The sequence below is a fragment of the Mesorhizobium comanense genome, assembly GCF_005503535.1.
GTDB classification, from domain to species: Bacteria; Pseudomonadota; Alphaproteobacteria; order Rhizobiales; family Rhizobiaceae; genus Mesorhizobium; species Mesorhizobium comanense.
The window spans coordinates 1-26,466 of record NZ_SCNN01000001.1 but is presented as its reverse complement, the minus strand read 5'-3'; the positions used below and the strand labels follow the sequence as shown (position 1 = coordinate 26,466).

The 26,466-nt window shown below is 64.0% G+C and carries 28 protein-coding genes; 21 read left to right on the top strand and 7 right to left on the bottom strand.

The window, feature by feature from the left end; all coding sequences use genetic code 11:
• Positions 1-64: 64 nt before the first annotated feature.
• The 8 genes from FFS37_RS00135 to FFS37_RS00100 all read left to right on the top strand — a co-directional run bounded on the left by FFS37_RS00135 (position 65) and on the right by FFS37_RS00100 (position 6,208).
• Positions 65-1,141 carry an ABC transporter permease gene (locus tag FFS37_RS00135; RefSeq protein WP_137928909.1) on the top strand — a complete coding sequence of 359 codons (1,077 nt, stop codon included), beginning with the start codon at positions 65-67 and terminating at the stop codon, positions 1,139-1,141.
• A 2-nt stretch (positions 1,142-1,143) separates the two neighbouring features.
• Positions 1,144-1,911, top strand: a complete 768-nt coding sequence (locus FFS37_RS00130) for an ATP-binding cassette domain-containing protein (protein WP_137928908.1) — start codon at positions 1,144-1,146, stop codon at positions 1,909-1,911.
• A 117-nt stretch (positions 1,912-2,028) separates the two neighbouring features.
• Positions 2,029-3,024 (top strand): inositol 2-dehydrogenase, encoded by a 996-nt coding sequence (iolG, locus tag FFS37_RS00125; protein ID WP_137928907.1) that lies wholly within the window; start codon positions 2,029-2,031, stop codon positions 3,022-3,024.
• Between the two features lie 31 nt (positions 3,025-3,055).
• A complete protein-coding gene (locus FFS37_RS00120) occupies positions 3,056-3,850 on the top strand; it encodes an SDR family oxidoreductase (protein WP_137928906.1) in 795 nt (264 codons plus the stop codon).
• 84 nt (positions 3,851-3,934) lie between these two features.
• A complete protein-coding gene (locus FFS37_RS00115) occupies positions 3,935-4,198 on the top strand; it encodes a type II toxin-antitoxin system Phd/YefM family antitoxin (protein WP_137928905.1) in 264 nt (87 codons plus the stop codon).
• Positions 4,195-4,617, top strand: a complete 423-nt coding sequence (locus FFS37_RS00110) for a type II toxin-antitoxin system VapC family toxin (protein ID WP_137928904.1) — start codon at positions 4,195-4,197, stop codon at positions 4,615-4,617. Before FFS37_RS00115 ends, FFS37_RS00110 begins: the two co-directional genes overlap by 4 nt.
• The gene (locus FFS37_RS00105; RefSeq protein WP_137928903.1) at positions 4,589-4,897 is read left to right on the top strand and encodes a hypothetical protein; all 309 of its coding nucleotides are present in this window, start codon (positions 4,589-4,591) and stop codon (positions 4,895-4,897) included. The genes FFS37_RS00110 and FFS37_RS00105 overlap by 29 nt, the downstream gene beginning before the upstream one ends.
• 219 nt (positions 4,898-5,116) lie before the next feature.
• Positions 5,117-6,208 carry a 3-deoxy-7-phosphoheptulonate synthase gene (locus tag FFS37_RS00100; protein WP_137928902.1) on the top strand — a complete coding sequence of 364 codons (1,092 nt, stop codon included), beginning with the start codon at positions 5,117-5,119 and terminating at the stop codon, positions 6,206-6,208.
• Positions 6,209-6,256: 48 nt separating this feature from the next.
• Here FFS37_RS00100 and FFS37_RS00095 read toward each other — a convergent pair whose 3' ends face one another.
• Complete coding sequence (locus FFS37_RS00095; protein WP_137928901.1) at positions 6,257-6,892, bottom strand: LysE family translocator; 636 nt, start codon at positions 6,890-6,892, stop codon at positions 6,257-6,259.
• Between the two features lie 129 nt (positions 6,893-7,021).
• Between FFS37_RS00095 and FFS37_RS00090 the strand changes: the two genes are divergently transcribed.
• Positions 7,022-7,717: a helix-turn-helix transcriptional regulator gene (locus FFS37_RS00090; protein WP_137928900.1), complete on the top strand. Its 696-nt coding sequence runs from the start codon at positions 7,022-7,024 to the stop codon at positions 7,715-7,717.
• A gap of 24 nt (positions 7,718-7,741) precedes the next feature.
• On the opposite strand, the gene FFS37_RS00085 is transcribed toward FFS37_RS00090, so the two are convergent.
• Positions 7,742-8,923 carry an MFS transporter gene (locus FFS37_RS00085; RefSeq protein WP_137928899.1) on the bottom strand — a complete coding sequence of 394 codons (1,182 nt, stop codon included), beginning with the start codon at positions 8,921-8,923 and terminating at the stop codon, positions 7,742-7,744.
• Positions 8,924-9,049: 126 nt separating this feature from the next.
• Here FFS37_RS00085 and pdxR point away from each other — a divergent pair, with 126 nt between their 5' ends.
• Entirely contained in the window at positions 9,050-10,546 is a 1,497-nt protein-coding gene (pdxR, locus tag FFS37_RS00080; protein WP_171026127.1) for a MocR-like pyridoxine biosynthesis transcription factor PdxR, read from the top strand.
• 34 nt (positions 10,547-10,580) lie between these two features.
• Here pdxR and FFS37_RS00075 read toward each other — a convergent pair whose 3' ends face one another.
• On the bottom strand, positions 10,581-11,690 hold the full coding sequence (locus tag FFS37_RS00075; protein WP_137928897.1) for a Gfo/Idh/MocA family protein: 1,110 nt from the start codon (positions 11,688-11,690) through the stop codon (positions 10,581-10,583).
• A 154-nt stretch (positions 11,691-11,844) separates the two neighbouring features.
• On the opposite strand from FFS37_RS00075, the gene FFS37_RS00070 reads away from it, so the two are divergent.
• The 9 genes from FFS37_RS00070 (at position 11,845) to phnN (ending at position 21,729) form a co-directional block, all read left to right on the top strand.
• Positions 11,845-12,690 carry a MurR/RpiR family transcriptional regulator gene (locus FFS37_RS00070; RefSeq protein WP_137928896.1) on the top strand — a complete coding sequence of 282 codons (846 nt, stop codon included), beginning with the start codon at positions 11,845-11,847 and terminating at the stop codon, positions 12,688-12,690.
• Positions 12,691-12,846: 156 nt separating this feature from the next.
• A complete protein-coding gene (locus FFS37_RS00065; protein WP_137928895.1) occupies positions 12,847-14,781 on the top strand; it encodes a bifunctional 5-dehydro-2-deoxygluconokinase/5-dehydro-2-deoxyphosphogluconate aldolase in 1,935 nt (644 codons plus the stop codon).
• 30 nt (positions 14,782-14,811) lie between these two features.
• Entirely contained in the window at positions 14,812-16,662 is a 1,851-nt protein-coding gene (gene iolD / locus FFS37_RS00060) for a 3D-(3,5/4)-trihydroxycyclohexane-1,2-dione acylhydrolase (decyclizing) (protein ID WP_137928894.1), read from the top strand.
• A gap of 147 nt (positions 16,663-16,809) precedes the next feature.
• Positions 16,810-17,727: a myo-inosose-2 dehydratase gene (gene iolE, locus FFS37_RS00055; RefSeq protein ID WP_137928893.1), complete on the top strand. Its 918-nt coding sequence runs from the start codon at positions 16,810-16,812 to the stop codon at positions 17,725-17,727.
• Between the two features lie 43 nt (positions 17,728-17,770).
• Positions 17,771-17,983: a DUF3329 domain-containing protein gene (locus FFS37_RS00050; RefSeq protein ID WP_137928892.1), complete on the top strand. Its 213-nt coding sequence runs from the start codon at positions 17,771-17,773 to the stop codon at positions 17,981-17,983.
• A gap of 255 nt (positions 17,984-18,238) precedes the next feature.
• A complete protein-coding gene (gene iolB, locus FFS37_RS00045) occupies positions 18,239-19,051 on the top strand; it encodes a 5-deoxy-glucuronate isomerase (RefSeq protein ID WP_137928891.1) in 813 nt (270 codons plus the stop codon).
• A gap of 152 nt (positions 19,052-19,203) precedes the next feature.
• A complete protein-coding gene (locus tag FFS37_RS00040) occupies positions 19,204-19,911 on the top strand; it encodes a DUF1045 domain-containing protein (RefSeq protein WP_137928890.1) in 708 nt (235 codons plus the stop codon).
• A 52-nt stretch (positions 19,912-19,963) separates the two neighbouring features.
• On the top strand, positions 19,964-21,103 hold the full coding sequence (locus tag FFS37_RS00035; RefSeq protein WP_137928889.1) for an alpha-D-ribose 1-methylphosphonate 5-triphosphate diphosphatase: 1,140 nt from the start codon (positions 19,964-19,966) through the stop codon (positions 21,101-21,103).
• The gene (gene phnN / locus FFS37_RS00030; protein ID WP_171026126.1) at positions 21,100-21,729 is read left to right on the top strand and encodes a phosphonate metabolism protein/1,5-bisphosphokinase (PRPP-forming) PhnN; all 630 of its coding nucleotides are present in this window, start codon (positions 21,100-21,102) and stop codon (positions 21,727-21,729) included. Before FFS37_RS00035 ends, phnN begins: the two co-directional genes overlap by 4 nt.
• 37 nt (positions 21,730-21,766) lie before the next feature.
• Here the strand turns inward: phnN and FFS37_RS00025 are convergent, their stop codons facing one another.
• From FFS37_RS00025 to FFS37_RS00010, 4 genes are all read right to left on the bottom strand, one after another.
• Positions 21,767-22,582 carry an ABC transporter ATP-binding protein gene (locus tag FFS37_RS00025; RefSeq protein WP_137928888.1) on the bottom strand — a complete coding sequence of 272 codons (816 nt, stop codon included), beginning with the start codon at positions 22,580-22,582 and terminating at the stop codon, positions 21,767-21,769.
• On the bottom strand, positions 22,582-23,313 hold the full coding sequence (locus tag FFS37_RS00020; protein WP_137928887.1) for an ABC transporter permease: 732 nt from the start codon (positions 23,311-23,313) through the stop codon (positions 22,582-22,584). Before FFS37_RS00020 ends, FFS37_RS00025 begins: the two co-directional genes overlap by 1 nt.
• 9 nt (positions 23,314-23,322) lie before the next feature.
• Positions 23,323-24,039, bottom strand: a complete 717-nt coding sequence (locus tag FFS37_RS00015) for an ABC transporter permease (protein WP_137929685.1) — start codon at positions 24,037-24,039, stop codon at positions 23,323-23,325.
• Positions 24,040-24,153: 114 nt separating this feature from the next.
• Positions 24,154-24,996: a transporter substrate-binding domain-containing protein gene (locus FFS37_RS00010; protein WP_232375543.1), complete on the bottom strand. Its 843-nt coding sequence runs from the start codon at positions 24,994-24,996 to the stop codon at positions 24,154-24,156.
• A 218-nt stretch (positions 24,997-25,214) separates the two neighbouring features.
• Between FFS37_RS00010 and FFS37_RS00005 the strand changes: the two genes are divergently transcribed.
• Both FFS37_RS00005 and FFS37_RS35665 read left to right on the top strand, forming a co-directional pair.
• A complete protein-coding gene (locus tag FFS37_RS00005; protein WP_137928885.1) occupies positions 25,215-26,138 on the top strand; it encodes a MurR/RpiR family transcriptional regulator in 924 nt (307 codons plus the stop codon).
• Positions 26,139-26,212: 74 nt separating this feature from the next.
• Complete coding sequence (locus FFS37_RS35665) at positions 26,213-26,377, top strand: hypothetical protein (protein WP_171026125.1); 165 nt, start codon at positions 26,213-26,215, stop codon at positions 26,375-26,377.
• The last annotated feature ends 89 nt before the right edge of the window (positions 26,378-26,466 follow it).

Sequence of the window (26,466 nt, the reverse complement as noted above, 5' to 3'; positions counted from 1 at the left end):
GCTCGCTTCACCGGCACCCGCAAAGGTGCCGACGGACGATCGCGGCTGACGGAGGATAGAAGAATTGGCACAGACATCCCATGGCGTCGGCGGCCTCAGCTATGACGCGAAGAAGCGCGCCTGGCCGGCCGAGTTCAACGTTTTCCTGGCGTTGGTCATCCTCGTCGTCATCTTCGAACTGATCGGCCGCATCTTTCTCGGCGACAGTTTCCTGTTCAACACCCGCAGCGATGTCGCCGGGATTTTCAACGAGGCGCGCTTGCAGATCATCATCCTGCAGGTGTCGATCGTCGGCATCATCGCCATCGGCGTGACGCAAGTGATCATCACCGGCGGCATCGATCTCTCGTCGGGCTCGATCGTCGGCGCTACCGCGATGATCGCCATGAGTTTCGCCCAGGTGGCGACCGTCAACGGCAACCCCAACCCCAAGGCGATGTTCCTGGCGCAAGGCTGGACCGACCTCCCCGTCATCGTGCCGCTGCTGGTGGCGGTCGGCTGCGGCCTGCTCGCCGGCCTCGTCAACGGCGCGCTGATCGCCTACACGCGCATCCCGCCCTTCATCGCCACGCTCGGCATGATGGTGACCGCGCGCGGCATCGCCAAATGGTGGTCCAAGGGACAGCCGATCTCGTTTCCGACCGACAGTTTCGCCGCGATCGGCAAAGGGCTGATGCCCGTCATCATCTTCCTGTCGCTCGCCGTGCTGTTCCAGCTGATCATGACCTATACGAGGTACGGCAAGCATTGCTACGCGATCGGCTCCAACGAGGATGCCGCGCGCATGTCCGGCATCAAGATCGCCAACCACAAGATCCTAGTCTATGTCATCGCCGGCATTCTCGCTTCGCTCGCCGCCGTGGTGCTCTCGTCGAAAAACCTTACCGCCCAGGCGGGCATGGGCGTGATGTACGAACTCGACGCCATCGCCATGGCGGTCATCGGCGGCGTGTCGCTATCGGGCGGGCGCGGTTCCATCATCGGAACGGTGATCGGCGCGCTGATCTTCGGCGTCATCATCTCCGGTTTCACCTTCCTGCGCCTCGACGCCTACTATCAGGAGATGGTGAAGGGCGTGATCATCGTCGGCGCGGTCGTTCTCGACCAGTGGCGCCAGCGCATGCGGGCATTGAGGGCTTGACCATGTCAGACATCGTCCTGAAGACCGAAAACCTGACCAAGCGCTATGGCGGCGTGCATGCGCTGGAAGGGGCGAATTTCGAACTGCGCAAGGGCGAGCATGTCGCCATCATGGGCGACAACGGCGCCGGCAAATCGACTTTCGTGCGCCAGATCACCGCCGTCGAGCAGCGCACCAGCGGCAAGATCTGGTTCGACGGCAAGGAAGTGAATTTCACTGGCCCGATCGCGGCCCGCGAGGCGGGCATCGAAACGGTGTTCCAGAACCTGGCGCTGGCCGACGACCTCGACGTGCCGTCGAACCTGTTTCTCGGGCGCGAAAAGGTGCTGTTCAATCTCGGCCCGTTCTCCATCCTCGACCGCAGAGCGATGCGCAAGGCGACCGAGGCGGCGCTGGTGCGGACAGCGGTGAAGATCCCGAACCTCTCCAACACAATCCGCCACATGTCAGGCGGCCAGCGTCAGTGCGTGGCGATCGCAAGGACGGCCACCTTCGCTTCCAAACTGATCATCATGGATGAGCCGACGGCAGCACTCGGCGTGCAGGAAACGGCGCAGGTCGAAAACATCATCCGCACGCTGAAGGAAAATGGCGAGCCGCTGATCCTGATCAGCCACAATATGCGCCAGGTGTTCGACCTGTGCGACCGCATCGTGGTGTTCCGGCGCGGCCGCATCGTCGCCAATCTGCGCAAGCAGGACACGGACGGCCAGGACATCGTCTCCTACATCACCGGCGCCAAGACCGGGGAAGCAGAACTCGCGGCCTAGAGCCAGACGGGAAGGCGAAGGTCAATCGCTTCCCGCCGATCTTATCTTGACCGGAAAATCATCCCGCGCTCATGAATGGCGCCCCTTAGCTTCGAACATCCCTCAAAGGAAATATCCATGACTGTCCGTTTCGCCCTCCTCGGTGCCGGCCGCATCGGCAAGGTCCATGCCCGCGCCGTGGGCTCCAATCCGCAGGCCAAACTGGTGGCCGTTGCCGATGCCTTCGAAAAGGCAGCCAAGGAGCTGGCGGATGCCTATGGCGCCGAGGTGCGCACGATCGACGCCATCGAGAAGGCCAAGGACATCGACGCGGTCGTCATCTGCACGCCGACCGACACCCATGCCGACCTGATCGAGCGCTTCGCCAAGGCCGGCAAGGCGATCTTCTGCGAAAAGCCGATCGATCTAAACGTCAAGCGGGTGGAGAAGTGCCTGGCCGTCGTCGAGAAGGCCAAGGCCACTCTGATGGTCGGCTTCAACAGGCGCTTCGATCCGCACTTCGCCGCCGTGCGCAAGGCGATCGACGACGGCGCCATCGGCACCGTCGAAATGGTCACCATCACCTCGCGCGATCCGGGCGCGCCGCCAGTCGACTATATCAAGCGCTCGGGCGGCATTTTCCGCGACATGACCATTCACGACTTCGACATGGCGCGCTTCCTGCTCGGCGAGGAGCCGGTGGCGGTCAGCGCGCACGCCTCGGTGCTGGTCGACAAGAAGATCGGCGAGGCCGGCGACTTCGACAGTGTCAGCGTCATCCTGGAAACGGCTTCCGGCAAGCAGGCCGTCATCTCCAACTCGCGCCGCGCCACCTATGGCTACGACCAACGCATCGAGGTGCATGGCTCGAAGGGCATGGTGGCGGCCGAGAACCAGCGGCCGGTGTCGATCGAAGTCGCCAACGAGAAGGGCTATACGCGCCCGCCGCTGCACGACTTCTTCATGACCCGCTATCTCGACGCCTATGCCAATGAGATCGCCGCCTTCATCGCCGCGGCGACCTCGGGCAAGAAAGCGGCCCCCAGCGGCGCGGACGGCCTCGTGGCGCTGAAGCTGGCAGACGCGGCGCTGAAGTCGGCGACGACGGGCAAGACCGTCCGTCTCGACAAGTAACAGCTGGATCAGGATCCAAGGGAGCAGAGCGATGAACGGTTTGACCGGTCGCAATCATGAGACGCGCGCCATCGTGACCGGCGGCGCGCAAGGCATCGGCTTTGCCGTCGCCGAGGCATTGGCCGACGAAGGCTGCCGGGCGCTGGCGCTCATCGGCCGCTCGCAGGAGAAAGGCGACAAGGCCGTCGCCCATTTCAGAAAGGCAGGCGTCGATGCCATTTTCATCAGCGCCGACGTCGCCAAGGTCGCGGACTGCAAACGCGCCGTCGCCACGGCGATCTCGCATTTCGGCACGCTCAACGCGCTGGTCAACGCCGCCGCCACCTCGGCGCGCGGATCGCTGATCGAAACGACCGAAGACGTCTTCGACCAGATCTTCGATACCAATGTGCGCGGCCCGTTCTTCCTGATGCAGGGCCTGGTCGCGCATCTCCTGGAAAAGAAGGCGCCGGGCTCGATCGTCAACGTGCTGTCGATGTCCGCGCATGCCGGCCAGTCTTTCCTGACGCCCTATTCGACCAGCAAGGGCGCGCTGATGACGCTCACCAAGAATGTCGCGAGCTCGTACCGGAAGAACCGCATTCGCTGCAACGCCGTGCTCCCCGGATGGATGGACACCGAAGGCGAGGACCTCGTCCAGAAGAAGTGGCACGACGCGCCCGATGACTGGCTGGCAAAGGCCGAGTCTTCGCAACCGATGGGCCAACTGGTGAAGCCGGCACAGCTTGCCCGTCTGATCACCTACATGGTCAGCCCACAGGCCGGCGTGATGACAGGGTCGCTGGTCGACTATGACCAGAACATCGCGGGTGTGGTCGGCGAGTAGTCAGCAACCGACCACCTGGCCCTGTTGTTGCAGCATCCTCGTTCCCATATAGTCAAGATAGTCAGACTAGTCATGGAGACTGAAATGCTGCATGCACCCAAGGATACCAATTGGACGGTCGCAGGGGCAAAGGCCCGCCTATCGGAGGTTATAGAGCGCGCGCAGTCTGCACCGCAGACGATCACCAGAAACGGCAAACCGAGCGTGGTTGTCGTCTCGGCCGAGGAGTGGCAGCGCAAGACCGCGCGCAAGGGGACGCTTGCGGAGTTCCTGCTGCGCTCGCCGCTGCGCGGCGCCGATCTCGACCTGGAGCGCCAGGGCGACGAACCGCGTGATCTGCCGCTGTGAGGCTTCTGCTCGATACGAATGTCCTGTCCGAGGTGACAAGGCCAGCGCCAGACGCACGTGTTCTGGAGTGGCTGGATCGGCTTGATGAGGATCGGTCTTTCATCAGCGTCGTGTCGATCGCCGAGATTCGGCGCGGAATTGCCGTTATGGATGAAGGCCGCAAACGCGAGGCGCTGGCCGAATGGCTCGCTCAAGATCTGCCGCAACGCTTCGAGCAGAGGGTGTTGCCCGTGGACGAAGCGGTCGCCTTGGCCTGGGGTGACTTGATGGGGCTTGCGAAGCGGCGCGGCCGCAGTCTGTCGTCGATGGACGGTCTAATCGCAGCAACGGCGTTTGCGTACGAGCTTACTTTGGCAACGCGTAATACCAGGGATTTCGAAGGTTTCGGACTTGAACTCTTCGATCCCTGGACGGCATAAGCTGCCGGGGCGCAACCATGGCTGCAGAGAACAGACGATGCACCCATACTGGATCACCATAAGCGGCCGTCCAGGCGTAGGCATCACCGCGCGGTCTGAAGCCGATGCCCTGCAACTCTTTGAACTGGCCTTCGGATCCGCCGAGAAAATCATCAGCGTCGAGATCATCAAGGATATAAACGATCTCGACCAAAATCACGTTGTGCCCAATCTGGTTGGAGCCAACTGGCTCCGGCGGGGCATCTGGTTTCCGCAGGGCCAGGAGCACATCGCAGACTGAAACAATGCGCGACTTCATCAACCCCGTGACAAACGCCTCGGCATCGACTATATGAGCCGCATGATCCACCTGTCCGCCACCTATTGGTACTTTAGCAGCTCGCTGGCGGCGGGAGGATTGCGCTCGATCTGAAGATTGCAGCAAACAGTCCGACAAGCCGCCAGACCTGGCGGCTTTTTTGTTTCAGCCGGCAGGTCTCCCAACCAGGAGCAGAAAGCCGTGTTGACCACCACTGACGACCTTCGGGTCAAGGAAATCCGAGAACTGAGCACGCCGGACCAGGTGATGCGGGAAATCCCGCGCACGCTGACGGCGACGCGCACCGTTGCCGCTTCACGCAACGCCATCCATTCCATCCTGACCGGGGCCGACGATCGACTTGTTGTCATCGTCGGCCCCTGTTCCATCCACGACCCGGTCGCGGCCGTTGACTATGCCAGCCGTCTGGCGGCGCTGCGCGAAGCCCTGTCGGACCGGTTGGAGATCGTGATGCGGGTCTATTTCGAGAAACCGCGCACCACGGTAGGCTGGAAGGGCCTGATCAACGATCCCGACCTCGACGGCTCGTTCAACATCGAGAAGGGGCTGAGGATGGCGCGCAACGTGCTTTCGGCCGTCAACAATCTCGGCCTGCCGGCGGCAACCGAATTCCTCGACATGACGATTCCGCAATACATTGCCGACCTCGTCGCCTGGGGCGCAATCGGCGCGCGCACCACCGAAAGCCAGATCCATCGCGAACTGGCGTCAGGCCTTTCCTGCCCGGTCGGTTTCAAGAACGGCACCGACGGCAATCTCCGGATTGCCGGCGAGGCGGTGAAGTCGGCCGCCCAGCCGCACCATTTCATGGCGGTGACCAAGGGCGGACGCAGCGCCATCGCCGCGACATCGGGCAATGACGACTGCCACGTCATCCTGCGCGGCGGCGTCGCGCCCAATTATGACGCGGCCAGTGTCGAGGCGGCCGCCGCCGAGCTCGGACGCATCGGCGTGGCGCCCCGGCTGATGATCGACGTCAGCCACGCCAATTCCGGCAAGAAGCCCGAAAACCAGCCCAAGGTCGCGACCGACGTGGCCGGCCAGGTGGCGGCGGGCGACGAGCGCATCATCGGCGTCATGATCGAGAGCAATCTCGTCGCCGGAAGGCAGGACGTGGTCCCCGGCAAACCGCTCGTCTACGGCCAGAGCATCACCGATGGCTGCATCGACTGGGCGACCACCGAGACTGTGCTGCACGGGCTTGCCGGGGCGGTCGAGTGGCGGCGCTCGGCGCGCCGCGCCATGCTGGAAAGCCGGCAGGGCGCCGCCTGACGGCAGTCGGCTCAACCAGCCTTAAAGGCGGCGTGTCCAGGCTCCGGGTCACGCCGCCTTCAGGCCCTCCCAGGCCGTGAACAACGAGACGGCGAACAGCAACAGGCCGGCGGCACGGCCGGCAAGCGCGGTTGCACCCGGATTGGCGACCAGCAATTGCCGGCTGCGGCCAGCCGTTATCGCGAGCCCGCCATAGATGGCGAATTGCGTGGCGACCGTCATCAGCCCCATGATCGACGCCTGGATCCAGACCGGGCCATAGTCCGGCTTGAGGAATTGCGGATAGACGGCCAGGATAAAGAGATAGGCCTTGGGATTGATCAGGCAGGTCATGAGCCCCTGGCGAAACGCCTTCCATGCGGAGCGGCTCCCCGTCGGCCCGTCCTGGCCGACCGTGATGGAGCTGCGCATCAGCGTGATGCCGATGAAGGCCATGTAGGCGGCGCCGGCGATCAGCAGCGGAGTGAACAGGACCGGCACGAAATGCATCAGCAGTCCGACGCCGACAGCGCCGTTCAGCGTGTGCACCACGCCGCCCAGCATGATGCCGCCGGTGGCGGCGAGCCCCCTGTTGCTGCCGCCGGTCAGCGCGTTGGCGAGCACGAACAGCATGTCCATGCCGGGCACGATGATGATGCCCAGCAGCAAGACGAAGAAAAGCCAGAGGTTTTGCGCATAGTCCATGTCAGTTGCCTGTCGCCTTCTACGGCCCATCCAGAGGGCAAGCCGTTGATTTTCAATCCGATAGGCGCTCCTATAGATCGAGCCAACTGACGATGGTGTGTCAGTTGCAACCGGCACCGGGTGAGAAAGATGCGCAAGGCGTCGCGCCTGTTCGAGATCATCCAGATCCTGCGGCTGGCGCGGCAGCCGGTGACGGCGGCCATGATCGCGGGGCAACTTGAGGTGACGGTGCGCTCGATCTATCGCGACATCGCCGCGCTGCAGGCGATGCGCGTGCCGATCGAGGGCGGACGCGGCATCGGCTACATACTGCGCCCCGGCTTCGACCTACCGCCGCTGATGTTCTCGATCGAGGAGATGGAAGCGATCGTCCTGTCATTGGCGCTGCTGGAGCGCACGGGCGACGACGAACTCAAGCAGGCCGCCAAGCGCGTCAGCGCTAAGATAGCCGGCGCGGTGCCCACGCCTTTGCGCCAGACGCTCGACGCCAATGCGCTGCATGCCTGGGGGTTCGCGGCACCCTCGGCCGGCGCGATCGACCTGGCGCTGGTGCGCCGCGCCATCCGCGACGAGGAAAAGCTCGACCTTTCCTATCGCGACGAGATGGGCCGCGCCTCCGAACGGCTCATCCGCCCGATCGCCCTGATCTATTATGCCGAAAGCGCCAACATCGTCGCCTGGTGCGAGCTGCGCCAGGCGATCCGCAATTTCCGCAGCGACCGCATCGAGGATTGCCAGCCGACCGGCTTGCAGTTCAAGGGCGAAGGCGACCGCCTGCGGCAGCTCTGGGTGGAGGGTTGGGAGACGCCGGCCGCCGGCGGTTGAGACTATCCCGCCAACAGGACATGGTCATGTGGCCTGCACGCGCTCGCCGGCCAGACGCTGTCCACGCAGCAGAGCCAATCCGATCTCGGCGATCGCGAACAGCAGCACAGCGACAAGGAACCCGTGTGTACCGACATTGACGATCAGCCATCCGCCGAGCACGGGGAAACCAAATATCCCCAGGAAATAGGCAACGACGAACCATGTCAGCGCGGCATTGCGGTGCTCTGAAGGAGCATCGTTCACCGCCTGTGTCTGGATGACGGAATAGACCAGGCCGTAGCCCAGGCCCAGCAGGATGGCGCTGACGATCTGAACCAGAACGCCGTAGGCGAGGCCGAAAGCAACGATGACGCCGGCGATCATCACCGACAGCAGGATCACCGCGACATGGTCGCCCTTGGCGCAGCCGATCAACGGCGCGAGCAGGAACCGGGATGCGACAACGGTGATTGCATAGGTGGCGAAGAACGTACTGGCCTGAAGCCCGGTACCGCGCACGAGCGACGTCTGGAATGTCAGCAGCCCGCTGAACACACAGGCCCCTAACCCGACCATCAGGATGGGATACATCGCACGCGTGCGCAGCAGTGCCGGCAGGGCCCGCACCCAGTCGTTGCCGGCGGCCTTGACCGCGGCCGCGAGCGGGCGCACCGCGATGGCCTCGAATCCGGCGAGGAGCGACGCGGCGAGCAGGCAGACCAGGGCCACGGCGCCAAAGGCCTGCCCGGTCGTGAGCCCGAGATTGCCGATCAGCGCCGTCGCCACGATCGGGCTCAGGCCGATCCCGCCCATCTGGAACGCACCATAGCGCGTGAACCAGAAGCCGCGATCCTGATCGGTCACGCGCATCGAAAGCGCCATCGGCGCGGCCAGGAAGAAAATGCCCCAGCCGAGGCCGATGAAGAAGCCGGCGACGCCGATCAGCGGCGTCAGGGCCGACAGACTTGCCAGGCCGAGATAGCCACCGGCGACCAGCACCGCGCCAAGCCCGGCCATGCGGCCCGCGCCGACGCGCCAGGCAAACCAGCCGACCAGGGGGACGCCGACCAGCGTGCCCAGCATGGCGCCGCCAAGCGTCGTGCCGGTCTGGATCTCGCTCCCGCCAAGCGCGCGAAAATGCTCGGTGAGAAGGAACGTGGCGCCATAACCCATCGATGTGAGCAAGGTGGCGACAAAGAGCAAATAGGCGTGCGACGTGCGCATGGCTGCAACTTTCCGACCGAAACGGCCTGCATTTCCAAGAAACAATGTGGTACATTGATCTCTCGAATTTCGATCGTTTCAAAGGTCCTCTTGGAACTGGTTTCGAGGACCACTTGGAGGGGCGTCATGACTGAAAAGACATCGCGCAGGCATGAAGACGCCACGCATCTGGTCGACATCGCCATCGATCGAGACTCGCAGGCATCGATTGGCCGGCAGCTCTATTTCGCGCTGCGCACCGCGATTGTCTCCGGCCGTATGCCCGCCGGCGCACGCCTGCCCTCGACGCGGGCGGCGGCCCGGCTCTGGGGCGTATCGCGCGGTGTCGTCGTCGAAGCTTACGATACGCTGCTGAGCGAGAACTATGTCGTCGGCCACCATGGGTCCGGCACCTTTGTTTCGGCCGACGTGCCGGGGCGTTCGGAGCGCGCGCGCCGGACCGCTCCTGCAGATTCAACGGCACCAAGCGACATCTCGCGCGCCGCGCGCTCCATCATCGGAAATCCATCCCTGGAGCCGCAGCCCCAGGTCCCTTTCGCCACCGGCCGGGCCGAGCCGGACGACAGGACACGAGCCGTTCTCAAACGCATCGGCCATCGCCATCTGGAGACGCTTCATGACCACTACAGGGATCCGCAAGGCGAGGAGAGGCTGCGCGGCGAAGTGGTCAGGTATCTCGCGGCAGCCCGGGGCGTACGCTGCGATCCGGACCGCGTCTTCATCACTTCCGGCTCGCAGCAGGCGATCGATCTTGCCATGCGCACCCTGATCAACCCAGGGGACACAGTCGCGATCGAAGATCCTAGCTATCCGCCGGCACGGCTGGCCTTCACGGCCGGAGGCGCCAGGCTCATTCCCATTGCGGTCGACGCACAGGGGATCGATGTGGGCCTGCTGGCCGATCGGCCGGAAAACGTGCGGGCCGTCTATGTCACGCCGTCACACCAATATCCGACAGGCGCGATCCTCTCCATGGCGCGCCGTCTGGCGCTCGTCGACTGGGCCGCGGCCAGGGGGGCGTGGATCCTCGAAGACGACTATGACAGCGAGTTCCGCTACGATGATCGCCCGCTGGCCGCGCTGCAAGGCGTCGACGAGCACGACAGGGTCATCTATTTCGGCACGTTCAGCAAAGCGCTGCTACCCGGTTTCCGGCTGGGCTATCTCGTGGTGCCGGCGGAACTGGTGCCGGCGGTGCGGGCGATGCGTGTGCTGCTCGACCGTTTCCCGGCTCCGTTTCACCAGCTTGTCGTCGCCGATTTCCTGAGTGAGGGGCATTTCTCCAGCCATCTCAGGAGGCTGCGGGAAGCCTATCGCGGCTCGCGCGACATGCTGGTGGCGCTGCTGCGGGAACAATTCGCGGATCTGCCGGAGATCGGGATTGAAGTGCCCATGCAAGGCGTCCATCTCTTCGCCCGCCTGCCCCCTGGCTCTGACGATGTCGCGGTCGCGCAGGCCGCGCGCCGATCCGGCGTAACCGTGCTGCCGGTCTCTCCGATGCATCTTGCCCCGCTCGCCGGCCACGGCCTTCTTCTGGGCTTCTCCGCCCTGCATCGCCAGGACGCGGCGCTTGGTGTCAGGCGACTGGCCCAGGCGGTCCTTCAGGAGCACAGGCGGCTATAGCTCCCACGTTTGCCTGCGTTGTCGCGCGACCGGCCTACCTGACATCAACCCAACGCTTCTCGTCGAACGACCTGGCCATGGCGTGCACGGTGCGCTCGATCTCCAGCCCTTCGGCGAACTCGATGAGCCGTGCCGGCTTTCCCGCAAGGCGGGTCAGCAATTCGCGGCACTCGATGATCTTGAGGTCGTTGAAGCCGAGATTGTGGCCCGGCGCCGGCAGGAAGGCATCGTAGGGCTTGTGATGCGGCGCCACCAGGATGGTGCGGTAGCCCTGCTCGGTCGGGCGATCCGCCGTGAGATAGAGCTGGAATTCGTTCATCCGCTCCTGGTCGAACAGGATCGATCCCCTGGAGCCAAAAATCTGGATGGCGATGCGGCCCTTGCGGCCCCAGGCGGAGCGGTTGACCTGGAGCGTTCCGGCAATGCCGTTTTCCAGGTGCATCAGGACGCTCGCTATATCATAGGTTTCGACCGCGCGGCGCCCCCCGGCTGCCAGCTTGCGGTCGGCATAGGGTTTGGCCATGTCGCAGATGACGCTGGCGACGCGGCCGAACAGGGCCGAGACCAGGGACAGCGGATGGACGGCGAAATCGTCGAGCGCGCCATAGCCGGACGAAGCCTCGTGCTTCCAGAAAAACAGCGCCTCGGGATCGGCCATGAAGTCCTCGTCCATCTCGATGCGCAGATGGTTGACCTCGCCGATGATCTTCTCGTCGAGCAGCGCGCCGATGTGGCGGATGGCGGGGCTCTGTATGTAGTTGTATCCGAGCGCGGCGACCTTGCCTGACTTGCTGGCAGCCGCCGCCATCGCCTCGGCCTCGGTAAAACTCGGCGCCATCGGCTTTTCGCACCAAAGATGCTTGCCGGCTTCGAGGACGGCGATGGCCATTTCGGGATGGAACTGGTTGGGCGTGGTGAGCGACACGACATCGACGTCCGGGTCGTTGACGACGGCGCGCCAGTCGCCGGACGCCTTGGCGAAGCCGAACTCGCCGGCCTTGCGCATGGCCAGGTCCTCATTGACCTCGCCCAGATGGACCAGCCGTGGCTTGGCGACATCCGGAAAGACGGCGCCGACGGCACTCCATGCGATGGCGTGACACTTGCCCATGAACCCCGTGCCGATAAGACCGACGCCGACCATTTTCCATTTCTCCACTGCTGAAGCGTTGCGTGGATGAATTAATCCATTTTCACAGAGAATGGAATGTCTGCCTCATTTTTAATGGCGTTCTTGCGCAAGCGCGCTATGATGGGGCACAGAGAGCGCCTCCTTGCAGGCCTTGAGCAGAGCGACGATGGACGAACAGGTACCCCGCGACTTCGAGACGCTGCGCGCCACGATCCTCGACCGGCGCGAAAGCCTGCCGAAGCGTATCGCGCAGATCGCCGCCTATGCGCTCGACAATCCCGACGATATCGCCTTCGGCACCGCCGCCAGCATCGCCGCTTCGGCGGGCGTGCAGCCCTCGACCCTGATCCGCTTTGCCCAGCAGCTCGGCTTCGACGGCTTCACCAGCCTGCAGCAGGTGTTTCGCGAGCGACTGCGCGAGCGCAACTCGTCCTATGACGAGCGGCTGCAGGCGTTGCGCGCCAAGGCGGAAGGCGGCGCCGGCCATCGCGCGATCTTCGACGGCTTCGTCGCCGCCGCCAGCACCTCGCTCAACGACATTTCGCGCACGCTGGACGATGCGAATCTGGAGGAGGCGATCGCCCTGCTGGCGAAGGCGCAGACCATCTACGTCCTGGCCAAGCGGCGCTCCTATCCGGTGGCGACCTACATCGCCTACGCGCTGGGCAAATTGAAGATCCGCAACCAGCTGATCGAATCCGCCGCCGGACTGAACGCCGAAATGGTGAGCTTCGCCACGCCGGCGGACGCCGTGATCGCCATCAGCTTTTCGCCTTATGCACCCGCGACCATCGAGGAAGCGCGCGCCATTTCGGAACAGGGCGTGCCGATCGTGGCCATCACCGACAGCTCGTTTTCGCCACTCGCCCAGTTCGCCAGGGTCTGGTTCGAGGTTGCGGAAGCCGACTTCGCTGGCTTCCGCTCCTTGTCGGCGACAATGGCGCTGGCCATGGCGCTGACCGTCGGCGTCGGCGAGAAACGGCGCGATGCGGGCCGCAGGCGCAAGGCCTGATTCATCCTTCCCAAGGCACTTTTCAACCCGGGAATGCTCATTCCATATTGACTATGGATTGGAATTATTATTTCATATTGGCGGCACCACGCTGCCGATCGCGCGTGTTACCCAAACAATGTTGTTCATGACGACAAGACCCGACGGGAGGTTCCAATGAGCGAAGCCGTGGATGCCAGACAGGCGCCGCTCGACGTCATCACGATCGGCCGCGCTTCCGTCGATCTCTACGGCCAGCAGATCGGCTCGCGCCTGGAAGACATCACCTCCTTCGCCAAGTCGGTCGGCGGCTGCCCGGCCAACATCTCGGTCGGCACGGCCAGGCTCGGCCTGCGCTCCGCGCTGCTGACGCGTGTCGGTGACGAGCAGATGGGCCGCTTCATCCGCGAGCAGCTGAAGCGCGAAGGCGTCAACACCGACGGGTTGAAGACCGACAAGGAACGGCTGACCGCGCTGGTGCTGCTTTCGGTCGAAAGCGAAGGGGTTTCGCCGATGATCTTTTACCGCACCGACTGCGCCGACATGGCGCTTTCGGAAGAGGATATCGACGAGGCTTTCATCGCCTCGGCCCGGTCGATCGTCGTCACCGGCACGCATTTTTCGCGACCCAACAGCGATGCGGCCCAGCGCAAGGCCATCCGCATCATGAAGGCCAAGGGCGGCAAGGTGGTCTTCGACATCGACTACCGGCCCAATCTCTGGGGTCTTGCCGGGCACGCCGAAGGATTCGAGCGCTATGTGAAGTCGGACCGGGTCTCGGCCCAGCTCAAGACCGTGCTGCCCGATTGCGACCTCATCGTCGGCACCGAGGAAGAGATCATGATCGCGTCGGGCGCGGACGATTGCCTGAGCGCGCTGAAGACGATCCGCGCACTGTCCTCGGCCACCATCGTCTTGAAGCGCGGCGCCATGGGCTGCATCGTCTATGACGGACCGATCAGCGACGACCTGGAAGACGGTGTCGTCGGCAAGGGGTTCCCGATCGAGATCTACAATGTGCTGGGTGCCGGTGACGCCTTCATGTCCGGCCTCCTGCGCGGCTGGCTCGGCGGCGAGAGCTTCGAGACCGCGGCGACCTGGGCCAATGCCTGCGGCGCCTTCGCCGTCTCGCGGCTGCTCTGCGCGCCGGAATATCCGACCTTCGAGGAGCTGCAGTTCTTTCTCAAGAATGGCAGCAAACACCGCGCCTTGCGCAAGGACGAAGCGATCAACCACATCCATTGGGCGACGACCCGCCGGCGCGACATCCCCTCGCTGATGGCGCTCGCCTGCGACCATCGCGTGCAGCTCGAGGATGTCGCGGCGAAAACCGGCGCCGATCCGGCGCGCATCCGCGACTTCAAGGTGCTGGCGGTGAAGGCAGCGGCGAAGGTCGCCGCCGGCCGCGACGGCTACGGCATGCTGATCGACGAGAAGCACGGCCGCGAGGCGATGTTCGAATTCGCCAGGCATCCCTTCGCCTGGCTTGGACGGCCCGTGGAACTGCCGGGTTCGCGGCCGCTGCGCTTCGAGTTCTCGCAGGACATCGGCTCGCAACTCGCCGAATGGCCGGTCGATCACTGCATCAAGTGCCTGTGTTTCTACCATCCCGATGATCCGGCCGCCTTGAAGGAAGAGCAACAGCAAAAGCTGCGCTCGCTGTTCGAGGCCGCGCGCAAGGTCGGCCGGGAACTGCTCGTCGAGATCATTGCCGGCAAGAACGGCAAGCTCGACGACACGACGATCCCGCGCGCCCTGGAAGAACTCTACGCGCTCGGCATCAAGCCCGATTGGTGGAAACTCGAACCGCAGGCCTCGGCCGGCGCATGGGCGAAAATCGAAGCCGTGATCCTGAAGCACGATCCCTGGTGCAGGGGCGTGGTGCTGCTTGGGCTGGAGGCGCCACAGGACGAGTTGGAGGCGGCCTTTGCGGCCACCGCCAAGGCGCGGATCGTCAAGGGCTTTGCCGTCGGCCGCACCATCTTCGTCCACGCCGCCGAACAATGGCTCGCCGGCAGGATGTCCGATGACGAGGCTGTTGCCGACATGGCGTCGCGCTTTGAACAACTGACCGAAGCGTGGCTTGCCGCGCGCGGCCGCAAGGCAGCATAAGGGCGGCAGAAGGACTGCGGAGGAAACATGATGAGCAAGACAATCCGCCTGACGATGGCGCAGGCGCTGACCCGCTTCCTCAGCCGCCAGATGACCGAGATCGACGGCAAGACAGTGCCTGTCTTCGGTGGTGTCTGGGCGATCTTCGGCCACGGCAATGTCGCCGGCATCGGCGAGGCGCTCTATCAGGTGCGCGACGAATTGCCGACCTTCCGCGCCCATAACGAACAGGCGATGGCGCATGCGGCGATCGCCTATGCCAAGGCCAATTTCCGCCGCCGCTTCATGGCCGCGACCTCTTCGATCGGCCCGGGTGCCGTCAACATGGTGACGGCAGCCGCCCTTGCCCATGTCAACCGGCTGCCGGTCCTGTTGCTGCCTGGCGATGTGTTCGCCAACCGCATTCCCGATCCGGTGCTGCAGCAGGCCGAGGATTTTTCCGACGGCACGGCGACCGTCAACGACTGCTTCCGTCCGGTGTCGCGCTATTTCGACCGCATCACCCGGCCGGAGCAGATCATCCCGGCGCTCAATCGCGCCATGCAGGTGCTGACCGATCCGGCCGATTGCGGCCCGGTAACGCTATCGCTTTGCCAGGACGTGCAGGCCGAAGCCTATGATTATCCCGAAAGCTTCTTTGCCGAGCGGGTCTGGCACCAGCGCAGGCCGCGCCCGGACCGCCACGAGCTTGCCGCTTCTGTCGCGGCCCTCAAGGGAGCAAAGAAGCCGCTGATCATTGCCGGCGGCGGCGTTCTCTATTCGCAGGCCTCGGATGAGCTGGCGAAATTCGCCGAAGGCGCCGGCATTCCTATCTGCGAGACGCAGGGTGGCAAGTCGTCCCTGCCGGACGACCATCCGCTCAACATGGCGGCGGTCGGCGTCACCGGCACGTCGGCGGCCAACCGGCTGGCCGAAGAGGCCGATGTCGTGCTTGCCGTCGGCACCCGCCTGCAGGATTTCACCACCGGATCCTGGGCGCTGTTCAAGAACTCCGGCAAGACCATCATCGGGCTCAACGTGCAGCCTTTCGATGCCGGCAAGCATCGCGCGCTACCGCTGGTCGCCGACGCGGCCGAAGGGTTGGTCGAATTGGGGACCGCGCTGAAGGGCTGGAAGGCGCCATCCGCATGGACGGACAATGCGGCCAAGGGCAAGACGGCATGGCAGGCGGACGCCGCCAAGGTGACGGCCTCGACCAATGCCGCCTTCCCTTCAGACGCACAGGTCATCGGCGCCGTGCAGCGCGCCATGGGGTCGGGCGTCACCTTGCTGCATGCGGCAGGCGGCCTGCCCGGCGAGCTGCACAAGCTTTGGCAGGCCGGCGCGCCGGGCTCCTACCACGCCGAATACGGCTTCTCGACCATGGGCTACGAGATCGCCGGCGGGCTCGGCACCAAGATGGCCAAGCCCGACCAGGAGGTCGTCGTCATGATCGGCGACGGCTCCTATCTGATGCTGAATTCGGAGATCGCCACATCTGTCATGCTCGGCCTGAAGCTGACCATCGTGCTGCTCGACAACCGTGGCTATGGCTGCATCAACCGGCTGCAGATGGCGACCGGCGGCGCCAACTTCAACAATCTCTTGAAGGATTCGCGCCACGAGATCCTGCCCGATGTCGACTTCGCCGCCCATGCGGCGAGCCTGGGCGCGATCGCGGAGAAAGTGCCTTCGATCGGCGAGCTGGAAAACGCGCTTCAGAAATCGAAGAAGAACGACCGTACAACGGTGCTGGTCATCGACACCGACCCGCTGGTTTCCACCGAGGCCGGCGGCCACTGGTGGGATGTCGCGGTGCCGGAAGTCTCGGCGCGCAGCCAAGTCAACGCGGCGCGCAAGGCCTATGACGAGAAGCGGCAGATGCAGAGTGTCGGCGATTGATGCCAACCCAGCGCCGCCCCCTACCTCCCCCTTGCGGGGAGGTCGGACCGAAGGTCCGGGTGGGGGTCGGCGCCCCACCCCGCTGCTTCGCAGCGACCCTCCCCACAAGGGGGAGGGTAAGAACGAACTAAAAACCGGAGCACCGACTTGAAAGCCAAACTGGGCATGTCCCCCATCGCGTGGTGGAACGACGATCTCGCCGAACTGAGCGACGACGTCTCGCTGGAAGAGTGCCTGCGCCAGTCGCGCTCGGCCGGCTTCACCGGCATGGAGATGGGCCGGCGGTTCCCCAGCGATCCCGCAGTGATGCTGCCTATCCTGAAGGCGGCGGACGTGACGCTGTGCGGCGGCTGGTTTTCCGGCACGCTGGTCGACGAGGATATGTCGAAAAACAAGGACCGCATCCAGCCGATGATCGACCTGTTCAAGGCGGTCAACGCGCCGTGCATCGTCTATGGCGAGGTTGGCCGCTCCATCCAGGGCGACCGTTCGAAGCCGCTCGCCACCAAGCCGAAACTGTCGAGTGACGAAATGAAGGCCTATGGCCGGCGCCTGACCGAATTCGGCGAATGGTGCGCCGAGCAGGGCATGCCGCTTTCCTACCATCACCACATGGCGGCGGTGGTCGAGACCGAGCCGGAGCTCGACGCCTTCATGCGCCATTCCGGGGCGGGGATTCCGCTGCTGCTCGATGCCGGGCATCTCGCCTTTGCCGGCGGCGACGTGCTGCGCGCCATCGACAACCACCACAAGCGCATCAGCCACGTGCATGTGAAGGATGTGCGCATGGGTGTCATCGACAAGCTCGACCGCACGAAGCAATCCTTCCTCGACGCCGTCGCGCTCGGCGCCTTCACCGTGCCGGGGGACGGCTCGCTCGATTTCGGCGCCATCGTGCAGCGCTTCGCCGACCATGGCTATGAGGGCTGGTTCGTGGTCGAGGCCGAGCAGGACCCGAAGAAGAACCCGCCGCTGAAGATGGCGCAGGTCGGCCACAAGGAGTTGATGCGGGTGATGACGGCAGCCGGCTACACGGTCGAGACGCAGGGCTTTCCTAATGCCTGACGCCGTGGGTTCACGGCGAGGCAGGTTGCTGTAGATTGGCGCTATGAAAGATTCCGAGCACCCCTTCTTCAAGCCGCTTTGGCGGCGTGTCGCCGTCGTCGCGGTCTGCGTCATCTGGTCTGCCATCGAGTTCGCAACCGGCACCCCCTTCTGGGGCGTCATCGCGCTCGGCTTCGCCGGCTACGGCGTCTGGCAGTTTTTTTATCTGTACAAGCCGGCCGAGGAGGCGAAGCCTACGGACGAGCCGAAGGAATGACGCGGTCCGAAACGCCCCTCGCTTCGTCATCCTGGGGCGGAGCAAGGAGCGCAGCAACGCAGCGCAGACCCTAGGATCCATGCCGCGACGTTGAAGGCGGTGTGACAGTGCAGAATTCTCCTCCGCTGCGCTATTCGGTCGAGGGAACGGAATGGATGCTAGGGTCTCCGCGACGGAGCTTCGCCCTAGGATGACGAAGGTGAGCGGGCCTTGGCTGCAAAGCAGGCCTGAAAATCGAAGTGTAGGGAGACAGATATGTCGAAGCTACTGGTGAAGGCCGACAAGAGCCATGGCCGCGTTGCCCATGTGACGCCGCAAAGTGCCGGCTGGACCTATGTCGGTTTCGACCTGCACCGGCTCAGGCCCGGCGAAAGCGCTTCGGGCAAGACGGGGGATCGCGAGGTTTGCCTGGTGTTCGTCACCGGCAAGGGTACGGCCAACGCCGGCGGCACGGATCTCGGCCTGCTCGGCGAGCGCATGTCGCCCTTCGAGGGTAAGCCCTGGTCGGTCTATGTACCCCAGGGGTCCGAATGGGCGGTGACGGCAACCACGGACCTCGAACTCGCGGTCTGCTCGGCGCCGGGCTCAAGCGGCGGTCTGCCAGTCCGGGTGATCGGGCCGGACGATCTCGGCCAGGAAGTGCGCGGCAAGGGCACCAACACGCGCTACGTCACCAACATCCTGCCGGAAGGCAAGCCGGCGGATTCGCTGTTGGTGGTCGAGGTCATCACGCCCGGCGGCCACACGTCGAGTTATCCGCCGCACAAGCACGACCAGGACAATCTGCCCGCCGAATCCTATCTCGAGGAGACCTATTATCACCGCCTCAATCCGCCGCAGGGCTTCGCCTTCCAGCGCGTCTACACGGACGCCGACAGGAGCGGTGTGCGCGAACTCGACGAGGCAATGGCGATCGAGGACGGCGATGTCGTGCTGGTGCCGAAAGGCTACCACCCCTGCGCCGCGTGCCACGGCTATGATCTTTACTATCTGAACGTGATGGCCGGTCCGAAGCGGACCTGGAAATTCCACAACGCGGCCGAGCACGAATGGTTGATGAAGGCCTGACCCTTCGGCGCTTGCGCGCGAACTTGTTGGTCCAGTTGGAAAAAATCGTCGGCTAAGGAGTTGCTGGGTCGATTTGCCTTCGAAAACCCTTCAAAGCTTCGTCAATCCGTCATGGAAATCACCTATGGCAGCGGGACTGACGAGGACTTCCCATGCGTTATGCCATCTATTTCACCCCCCGGCAGGACGAACCGCTGGCGCGGATCGCCGCCAACTGGCTGGGCCGTGATCCCTTCGGCGCCGCGACCAGGCCGGTCGAGGCGGTTGGGGATCTGTCGGCGGCGGAAGTGGCGTTCCACACGGCCTCGGCGCGCCGCTATGGCTTCCACGCGACACTGAAGGCGCCGTTCCGTCTGGCTGCCAACGAGACCGAGGCGTCGCTGCGCGGCGCGCTCGACCATTTTGCCGAGGCGACCCCGGTGGTGACGATCCCGCGGCTGGTCGTCAGCCAGATCGACGGCTTCTTCGCACTGGTGCCGGAAGGGCCGCTGCCGCCGCTCAACCGCTTCGCCGATGACGTCGTGCGCGATTTCGACGGCTTTCGCGCGCCGCTGACCGAGGCCGAGATCGAACGGCGCAGCCCGGACTCGCTGAAGCCGGCCGCGTTCCGGAACCTGTGCCAATGGGGCTATCCCTACGTCTTCGAGACCTTCCGCTTCCACATGACGCTGTCGGGCCGGGCGGGGCCGCAGGAAGCGCCGCGCCTGCGTGCAGCGATCGACAGCCTGTTTGCCGAAGTGCTCCAGCAGCCGGTTCTGGTGGATGCGCTGACGCTGTTTGTCGAGCCCGAACCCGGCGCGCCTTTCATGGTGCTTTCCCAGCATGCGCTGGGACGCCGCCCCGCCCGCAAGATCGCCTGAAAAAGCCTGCCCGAGGCGGCAAGGCTGCCTGCAACGACCAAGGACTGCCGAGATGACTGCCGAAACCGTTCTTTCCAACGCCCGCATCGTGCTTGCCGACGAGATCGTCGAAGGGTCGCTGGTGCTGCGTGATGGCCTTATCGCGGGGATCGACGCCGGCGGCGTCCGAAGCGGCGAGGACATGGGTGGCGACTACATCATTCCCGGCCTGGTCGAACTGCACACCGACCACCTCGAAGGCCACTATGCGCCGCGGCCGAAAGTGCGCTGGAACCCGATCGCCGCCGTGCTCGCGCATGACGCGCAGGTGGCGACCGCCGGCATCACCACCGTGCTCGATGCGCTGCGCGTCGGCATGGACGAGGACGCCGACCTCACTTCGGACGATATCCGCAAGCTTGCCGACGCGATCGAGGACAGCGTCGAGCAGGAGCGGCTGCGGGCGGACCATTTCATCCACCTGCGCTGCGAGGTCTCGGCGCCGGATTGCCTGAAGGCCTTCGCCAATTTCGAGACCGACGACAGGGTGAGGCTGGCATCGCTGATGGACCACGCGCCCGGCCAGCGCCAGTTCGTCAATCTGGAAACCTATGCCTACTACTACCAGCGCAAGCTGAAGCTGTCGGATCAGGATTTCAGGAAATTCTGCGAGAAGCGGATGGGGGAATCGGCCCGCAATTCCGGACCGAACCGCGTCTTCATCGCCGCCGCCTGCCAGGAGCGCGGCATCGTTCTCGCCAGCCATGACGACGCCACTTCGGCCCATGTCGAGGAGGCGATCGAGCAAGGCGTTCGGGTCGCCGAATTCCCGACCACGGAGGAAGCGGCGCGCGCCTCCAGGGCCGCCGGGCTCGGCGTGCTGATGGGCGCCCCGAATGTCATGCGCGGCGCCTCGCATTCGGGCAATGTCTCGGCACGCCGGCTGGCCAGCGACGGCCTGCTCGACATCTTGTCGTCCGACTACATTCCCTTCAGCCTGATCCAGTCGGCCTTCTTCCTCGGCGACATGGTCGAGGGCATTTCGCTGCCTCAGGCGGTTGCCATGGTTTCGAAGAACCCGGCCCAGGCCGTCGGCCTCAACGACCGTGGCGTCATCGAGCAGGGCCGCCGCGCGGATCTGGTGCGCGTGCGCGTCGACGACCATGTGCCGGTGGTGCGCACCGTCTGGCGGCAGGGATCGCGGGTCGCATGATGGTGTCGGCCTTGATCGAGCGCGAACTGTCGGCCGAGACGTTTCCGATCCGCCACGGCGTCTTTGTCGCCGTCGTCGGTCCAAGCGGCGCGGGCAAGGATACGGTGATCGGCTACGCCAAGGCGCTTTTCGCCGAGGAGAGCCGGCTGGAGTTCGTGCGCCGCGTCATCACGCGGCCGAGCGACGCGGCGAGCGAGGATCACGATACGCTGGCCGATGCCGCCTTCACCGAGGCCGAGGCCGACGGCGCCTTCGCGGTTTCCTGGGAAGCGCATGGCCTGCGCTATGGCCTGCCCGCCGATGTCGACTGGTCCGTCTCCAATGGCCATGTCGCGGTGGCCAACGTCTCGCGCGCGATCATCCCGACCTTGCGCGAGCGCTATGCCAATCTGGCGATCGTCGAGATCACCGCTTCGCCCGAGGTGCTGGCCGAAAGGCTGGCGACGCGCGGCCGCGAATCGCGCGGCGAAGTGCTGGCGCGGCTGGCGCGCAGCGCCAACGTCACCTTGTCCGGTCCCGGCGTCACCTCGATCGACAACAGCGGACCGCGCGAGGCCGCCGGCGAGCGTTTCGCCGAACTGTTGCGCAAGGCCATGGCCTTCTCCGACATGTCGGGGCTGATCTAGTAGCGCCTACCGCGCCGGATTCACGGACGCCGCCGCATCACTTGTTGAAGTTGGTGATGAACTGCTTGAACTGCTGCGTGGGCGGCCTGGCGAACATTTCCTTTGGTTCGCCCAGCGAATCCACCTCGCCCTTGTGAAGGAACATCACCTTGCTCGACACGTCGCGGGCAAACCCCATTTCATGGGTCACCACCAGCATTGTTCGCCCTTCCTCGGCGAGCGAGCGCATGACCCGCAGCACCTCGCCGACCAGTTCAGGATCAAGCGCGGATGTCGGCTCGTCGAACAGCATCACCTTGGGGTTCATCGCCAGCGCACGCGCTATGGCGGCGCGCTGCTGCTGGCCGCCAGACATGTGAGGCGGATAATAGTTGCGGCGTTCCCAGATGCCGACGCGCTTCAGCAAGGCTTCCGCCTGTTCCAGGCACTCGGCGCGGGGGCGCTTCAGCACGTGCACCGGCGCGGCGACGAGATTCTCCAGCACCGTCATGTGCGACCAGAGATTGAAGCTCTGGAACACCATGGCGAGATCGGCGCGTATCCGTTCGACCTGGCGGATGTCCGCCGGCGTTTGATGACCGCCCTGGCCCGGCTTCATGCGAATGAGTTCGCCGCCCACCCGCACCTCACCGGAGTCGGGCGTCTCCAGGAGATTGATACAGCGCAGCAATGTGCTCTTTCCGGACCCCGAGGAGCCCAGGATCGAGATGACATCGCCCTTGTGAGCCTCGAGCGAGATGCCCTTGAGCACCTCGTGGTCGCCGAAACACTTGCGCATCTCCTTGACGGAGATGGCCGGGGTCGCTTCGGGAGACGGCTCCACATTCGCGGCAGCGGCAAGACTTGCCGACATCACAACACCTCCGGGACGGGCTTGATGCGCTGGGACTGGTCTGGGGCGGGCCGCAGGTGCGGCGAGAGCAGATATTCGACCCAGGCAAACAGCCTTGCGATCGACAGGTTGAGCAGCAGGTAGATCACGCCGGCGCAGGTCAGCACCTCGATAGGCCGGAACGTGTCGTGCTGGATCTTCTGCGCCGTTCCCATCATCTCCATGATCGTGACCACCGAGGCGAGCGCCGTTGCCTTCGTCATCAGGATGATCTCGGTCGAATAGGCCGGCAGCGCCAGCCGCAAGGCGATCGGCAGCGTGACAATGCGGAAGCGGGTAAACGCCGACATGCCGAAAGCCTTTGCCGCCTCGATCTGGCCAACCGGCACGGCCTTGAGCGCGCCCCGGAAAATCTCGCTTTCATAGGCGGCGGTGTTCAAGGCCATGGCGACGATTGTGCAATACATGGGATCGCGCAGGATCGGCCACAGGATCGGGCTGTGCCGCACGAAATCGAATTGCGAGAGCCCGAAATAGATCAGATAGAGCTGCACCAGCAGCGGCGATCCGCGGAAGACGAAGACATAGGCGCGGGTGAAGTATTCGCCCGATTTGTAGCCGGAGGCGCGCAGCCAGGTCAGGCCGGTGGCAATGACCAGGCCGAAGGCAATGCCGAAGAACCATATCTCGAGCGTCAGCGGCAGTGCCTTCAGCACGCTCCACATTGTCGAAAGGTAGAAGTCGTAATCCACCGCCACCTCTTACTTCGGACGCAGGAAGCTGCGTGAGGTGTAGCGTTCGGCCCTGTCGAAGATCGGCGTCGAGATCGACGTCATGACCAGATAGAGGATGCCGGCGACCGTGTAGAAAAGCAGCGAATGGTGTGTTGAACGCGCCGCCTTGTTCGCCGTCAGCATCAGCTCGGCGACGCCGGTGACCGAGATCAAGGCCGAATCCTTGATCGTCAGCTGCCAGACATTGCCCAGCCCTGGCACCGCCAGGCGCAGCACCTGCGGCATGATCACGAGGCGAAAACGCAGCCATGCCGACATGCCATAGGCGCGGGCCGCCTCCAGCTCGCCGCGATGGATCGCCAGGAACGATCCGCGAAAAACCTCTGCCTGATACGCGCCCGAAATGATGCCGACCGCGAGCACGCCGCCCAGGAAACTCGGCATGTTCACAATGTCCGTCGGCCCGATCGATCCGGTCGAACGCGCCACGCCGGTCAGCACCTGCGTGCCGCCATAGTAGAAAAGGTAGATGATGAGAAGTTCCGGCTCGCCGCGGAAGACGGTGGTGTAGCTTTCGCCGAGAAATCTCAACCTGCCGAGATGCGAAAGCTTGGCCGCCGCCACCAGCGATCCGAGCACCGCGCCGATCACCATCGAGACCGTGGTCACCGCCAGGGTCCACCCGATGCCCCAGAGCAATTGCACGCCCCAGCCGGCGACCAACAGGTCATAGGCCGTCGACATCTGTTCCAGCAGACTACTGAAAAACTCCACGCACGTCTCCCTCCGGGCGCGAGATATGCTTCTGCTTCACCTCAATGCAGAAAGGGAGCAGCCTTGGCTGCTCCCTTTGCGACATTACTTGGTAATGTCGATCTTGAACCACTGCATACTGTATTTCGATACCGAGCCGTCATCGAGTGCGGCCTTGAGGGCCTTGTTGTAGATGTCCTGCAGATCCTTGTCGGTCTTGCGGAAGGCAGCGCCGATACCAGGCCCCAGGATCGGGCCGCCCTTGAATTGCGGTCCGACGAATTCGAGGTCCTTGGCATCGGGCTTGGCCAGCGTGCCGAGGAAGTAGGTGGTGTCGGCGAAAGCCACGTCGAGGCGGCCGGCCATCAGGTCGAGGTCATGCTCGTCCGTGGTCTTGTATTCATGAACGTTGGCGACATCCTTGAGATACTTGTCGGCGAAAGTCGCTTCCGTCGTCGAAACCTGCAGGCCGACATTCTTGCCGGTGAGTTCCTTGCGCAACGTGTCGAGCGCCGCCTTGGATTCGGCATCATCCTTGGAAAGATCGATCATCTTGCCGCTGTTGGAGAGCTGCGCCAGCGGCCCGTTCTTGTCGGCAAGGAAGGCCACCGGCGACGAGGCATAGGGGATCGAGAAATCGATGGTCTTCAGGCGCTCCTCGGTGATCGACATGCCGTCCATGACAATGTCGAACTTGCCCGCGGTCAGGCCGGGGATAACGCCGTCCCAGTCCTGCGCGACGATGTTGCATTCCAGCTTCGCGCGGCCGCAAACGTCATTCAATATGTCGACTTCGAAGCCGACGATCTTGCCGCTGGCATCCGTCTGGTTCCAGGGGGCATAGGAGCCCTCCATCGCCACGGTGACGGTCTTCCAGTCCTTGGCCATCGCCGGGGTCGAACAGGTGAGCGCCAGCGCGGCGAGCGCCATCCAACGTGATGATTTCACGGTATTCCCTCCCATTTTCTGTTCTTGAAGCATGTGGTGCCAATTGCTTAGCCCAGCCCCAATTCCCCTACAAGGGCTGTTGCCCGCAGCGCGCGCGCATCAACTGTTTGTGAAAACCACGCCGTCCTCCCTTGGTCGCCATTGTCACATCCTTGTAACAGACATTTCGGATGTTGGTCTCGGTTGTAATTACTACAAGAGCGAACGGGCCAGTCTCCATGGCGGACGATACCTCGCAGGACAGGACGATGACGGTCGATGCCCGCGTTCAGGCGGCGATCGAGAACCTGCCGCCGGCCGAGCAACGCATGGCGCGTTTCTTCGTCGACCAGAAGCAATCCGTGCTCCTGGGTTCCGCCGCCGAGATCGCCCAATTGGCTGGCACCAGCGACGCGACAGTCGTGCGCACGGCACGTTCGCTCGGCTTCGACAGTCTTTCGGCGCTGCGCCAGATGCTGCTGTCGGACCTGACCGGTACACCGTCTCCCGGCAGGCGGCTGGCGCGCACCCTGGAAGAGACCGGCGAGGGCAGCGCCGGCGCCTTGCGGCATGTGATCGACCTGCATGAGAGCGTGCTCGACGTGCTCAAGCGGCCGGAGATGGCGGCAGCGTTCGAGCGCAGCGTCGACATCCTGGCCAGCGCCAGTCGCCGTCATGTCTTCGGCATCGGCCCGTCGGGCGCGATAGCCGATTATGCCAGCCTGCAGTTCAACCGGATCGGCCTGCCGACCAGCGCCTTGTCGGTATCCGGCATTGCGCTCGCCGACCGCCTGCTGTGGCTCGGCAAGGGCGATGCGGTGCTGATGATGGCCTATGCGCCCCTCTACCGCGAGGTTGAGATCGTGCTGGAACAGGCAGAGCAGCTCGACGTCCCCGTCGTGCTGATCAGCGACAATCTGGGACCTCTGGTTTCAGGCAGGGTGGCCGAGACCTTGCCTGTCCCGCGCGGCAAGGCCGATCACCTGGCCATGCATGGCGGCACGATCGTCCTTATCGAGGCGATGATCATCGGGCTGGCGAAGCGATCCAGCGGCACCGCCTTTGACAGCCTGGAGCGATTGAGCACGCTCCGCGGCTCCATCGACAAGGCATGGGTAAAGCGCGGCGTCAGGAAGAATACTTCCGGAAATAGGCGTAAATGACATAAAACATTCAAGTCATATTGGTATGATATAATGGGTCTTATTATACCCGTTGAAAAATATCGGAGAACGTCATGAAAATCAGTACGGCATTATTATTGTCAATAAGCTTTGTCGCACTTGCGACGCCTGCTTCTGCATCCGACCTTGTGCTTTACGACGCGCTGGATTTCGCCGGCCCCGTGGCAAAGGCCTTCCAGGCCAAGACCGGCCTTAGTGTCCGTTCCAAAAAGAGTTGAGTGATTTCAGCAGGTTGTGATTCCGTCGGATTTGCGAGATTCGATGGAGATCACGATGGCCTGGACTGAAATCACCCGTGCGCATTATG

Bases quoted from the DNA above. Each gene is read 5' to 3' on its own strand.
- FFS37_RS35665 (WP_171026125.1), top strand. From the start codon at position 26,213: ATGAAAATCAGTACGGCATTATTATTGTCAATAAGCTTTGTCGCACTT.
- FFS37_RS00130 (WP_137928908.1), top strand. From the start codon at position 1,144: ATGTCAGACATCGTCCTGAAGACCGAAAACCTGACCAAGCGCTATGGC.
- iolG (WP_137928907.1), top strand. From the start codon at position 2,029: ATGACTGTCCGTTTCGCCCTCCTCGGTGCCGGCCGCATCGGCAAGGTC.
- FFS37_RS00070 (WP_137928896.1), top strand. From the start codon at position 11,845: ATGGACGAACAGGTACCCCGCGACTTCGAGACGCTGCGCGCCACGATC.
- phnN (WP_171026126.1), top strand. From the start codon at position 21,100: ATGATGGTGTCGGCCTTGATCGAGCGCGAACTGTCGGCCGAGACGTTT.
- FFS37_RS00065 (WP_137928895.1), top strand. From the start codon at position 12,847: ATGAGCGAAGCCGTGGATGCCAGACAGGCGCCGCTCGACGTCATCACG.
- FFS37_RS00115 (WP_137928905.1), top strand. From the start codon at position 3,935: ATGCTGCATGCACCCAAGGATACCAATTGGACGGTCGCAGGGGCAAAG.
- FFS37_RS00025 (WP_137928888.1), bottom strand. From the start codon at position 22,582: ATGTCGGCAAGTCTTGCCGCTGCCGCGAATGTGGAGCCGTCTCCCGAA.
- FFS37_RS00040 (WP_137928890.1), top strand. From the start codon at position 19,204: ATGCGTTATGCCATCTATTTCACCCCCCGGCAGGACGAACCGCTGGCG.
- FFS37_RS00090 (WP_137928900.1), top strand. From the start codon at position 7,022: ATGCGCAAGGCGTCGCGCCTGTTCGAGATCATCCAGATCCTGCGGCTG.
- FFS37_RS00005 (WP_137928885.1), top strand. From the start codon at position 25,215: ATGGCGGACGATACCTCGCAGGACAGGACGATGACGGTCGATGCCCGC.
- iolB (WP_137928891.1), top strand. From the start codon at position 18,239: ATGTCGAAGCTACTGGTGAAGGCCGACAAGAGCCATGGCCGCGTTGCC.
- pdxR (WP_171026127.1), top strand. From the start codon at position 9,050: ATGACTGAAAAGACATCGCGCAGGCATGAAGACGCCACGCATCTGGTC.
- FFS37_RS00035 (WP_137928889.1), top strand. From the start codon at position 19,964: ATGACTGCCGAAACCGTTCTTTCCAACGCCCGCATCGTGCTTGCCGAC.
- FFS37_RS00085 (WP_137928899.1), bottom strand. From the start codon at position 8,923: ATGCGCACGTCGCACGCCTATTTGCTCTTTGTCGCCACCTTGCTCACA.
- FFS37_RS00015 (WP_137929685.1), bottom strand. From the start codon at position 24,039: ATGTCGACGGCCTATGACCTGTTGGTCGCCGGCTGGGGCGTGCAATTG.
- FFS37_RS00075 (WP_137928897.1), bottom strand. From the start codon at position 11,690: ATGGTCGGCGTCGGTCTTATCGGCACGGGGTTCATGGGCAAGTGTCAC.
- FFS37_RS00095 (WP_137928901.1), bottom strand. From the start codon at position 6,892: ATGGACTATGCGCAAAACCTCTGGCTTTTCTTCGTCTTGCTGCTGGGC.
- FFS37_RS00050 (WP_137928892.1), top strand. From the start codon at position 17,771: ATGAAAGATTCCGAGCACCCCTTCTTCAAGCCGCTTTGGCGGCGTGTC.
- iolD (WP_137928894.1), top strand. From the start codon at position 14,812: ATGAGCAAGACAATCCGCCTGACGATGGCGCAGGCGCTGACCCGCTTC.
- FFS37_RS00120 (WP_137928906.1), top strand. From the start codon at position 3,056: ATGAACGGTTTGACCGGTCGCAATCATGAGACGCGCGCCATCGTGACC.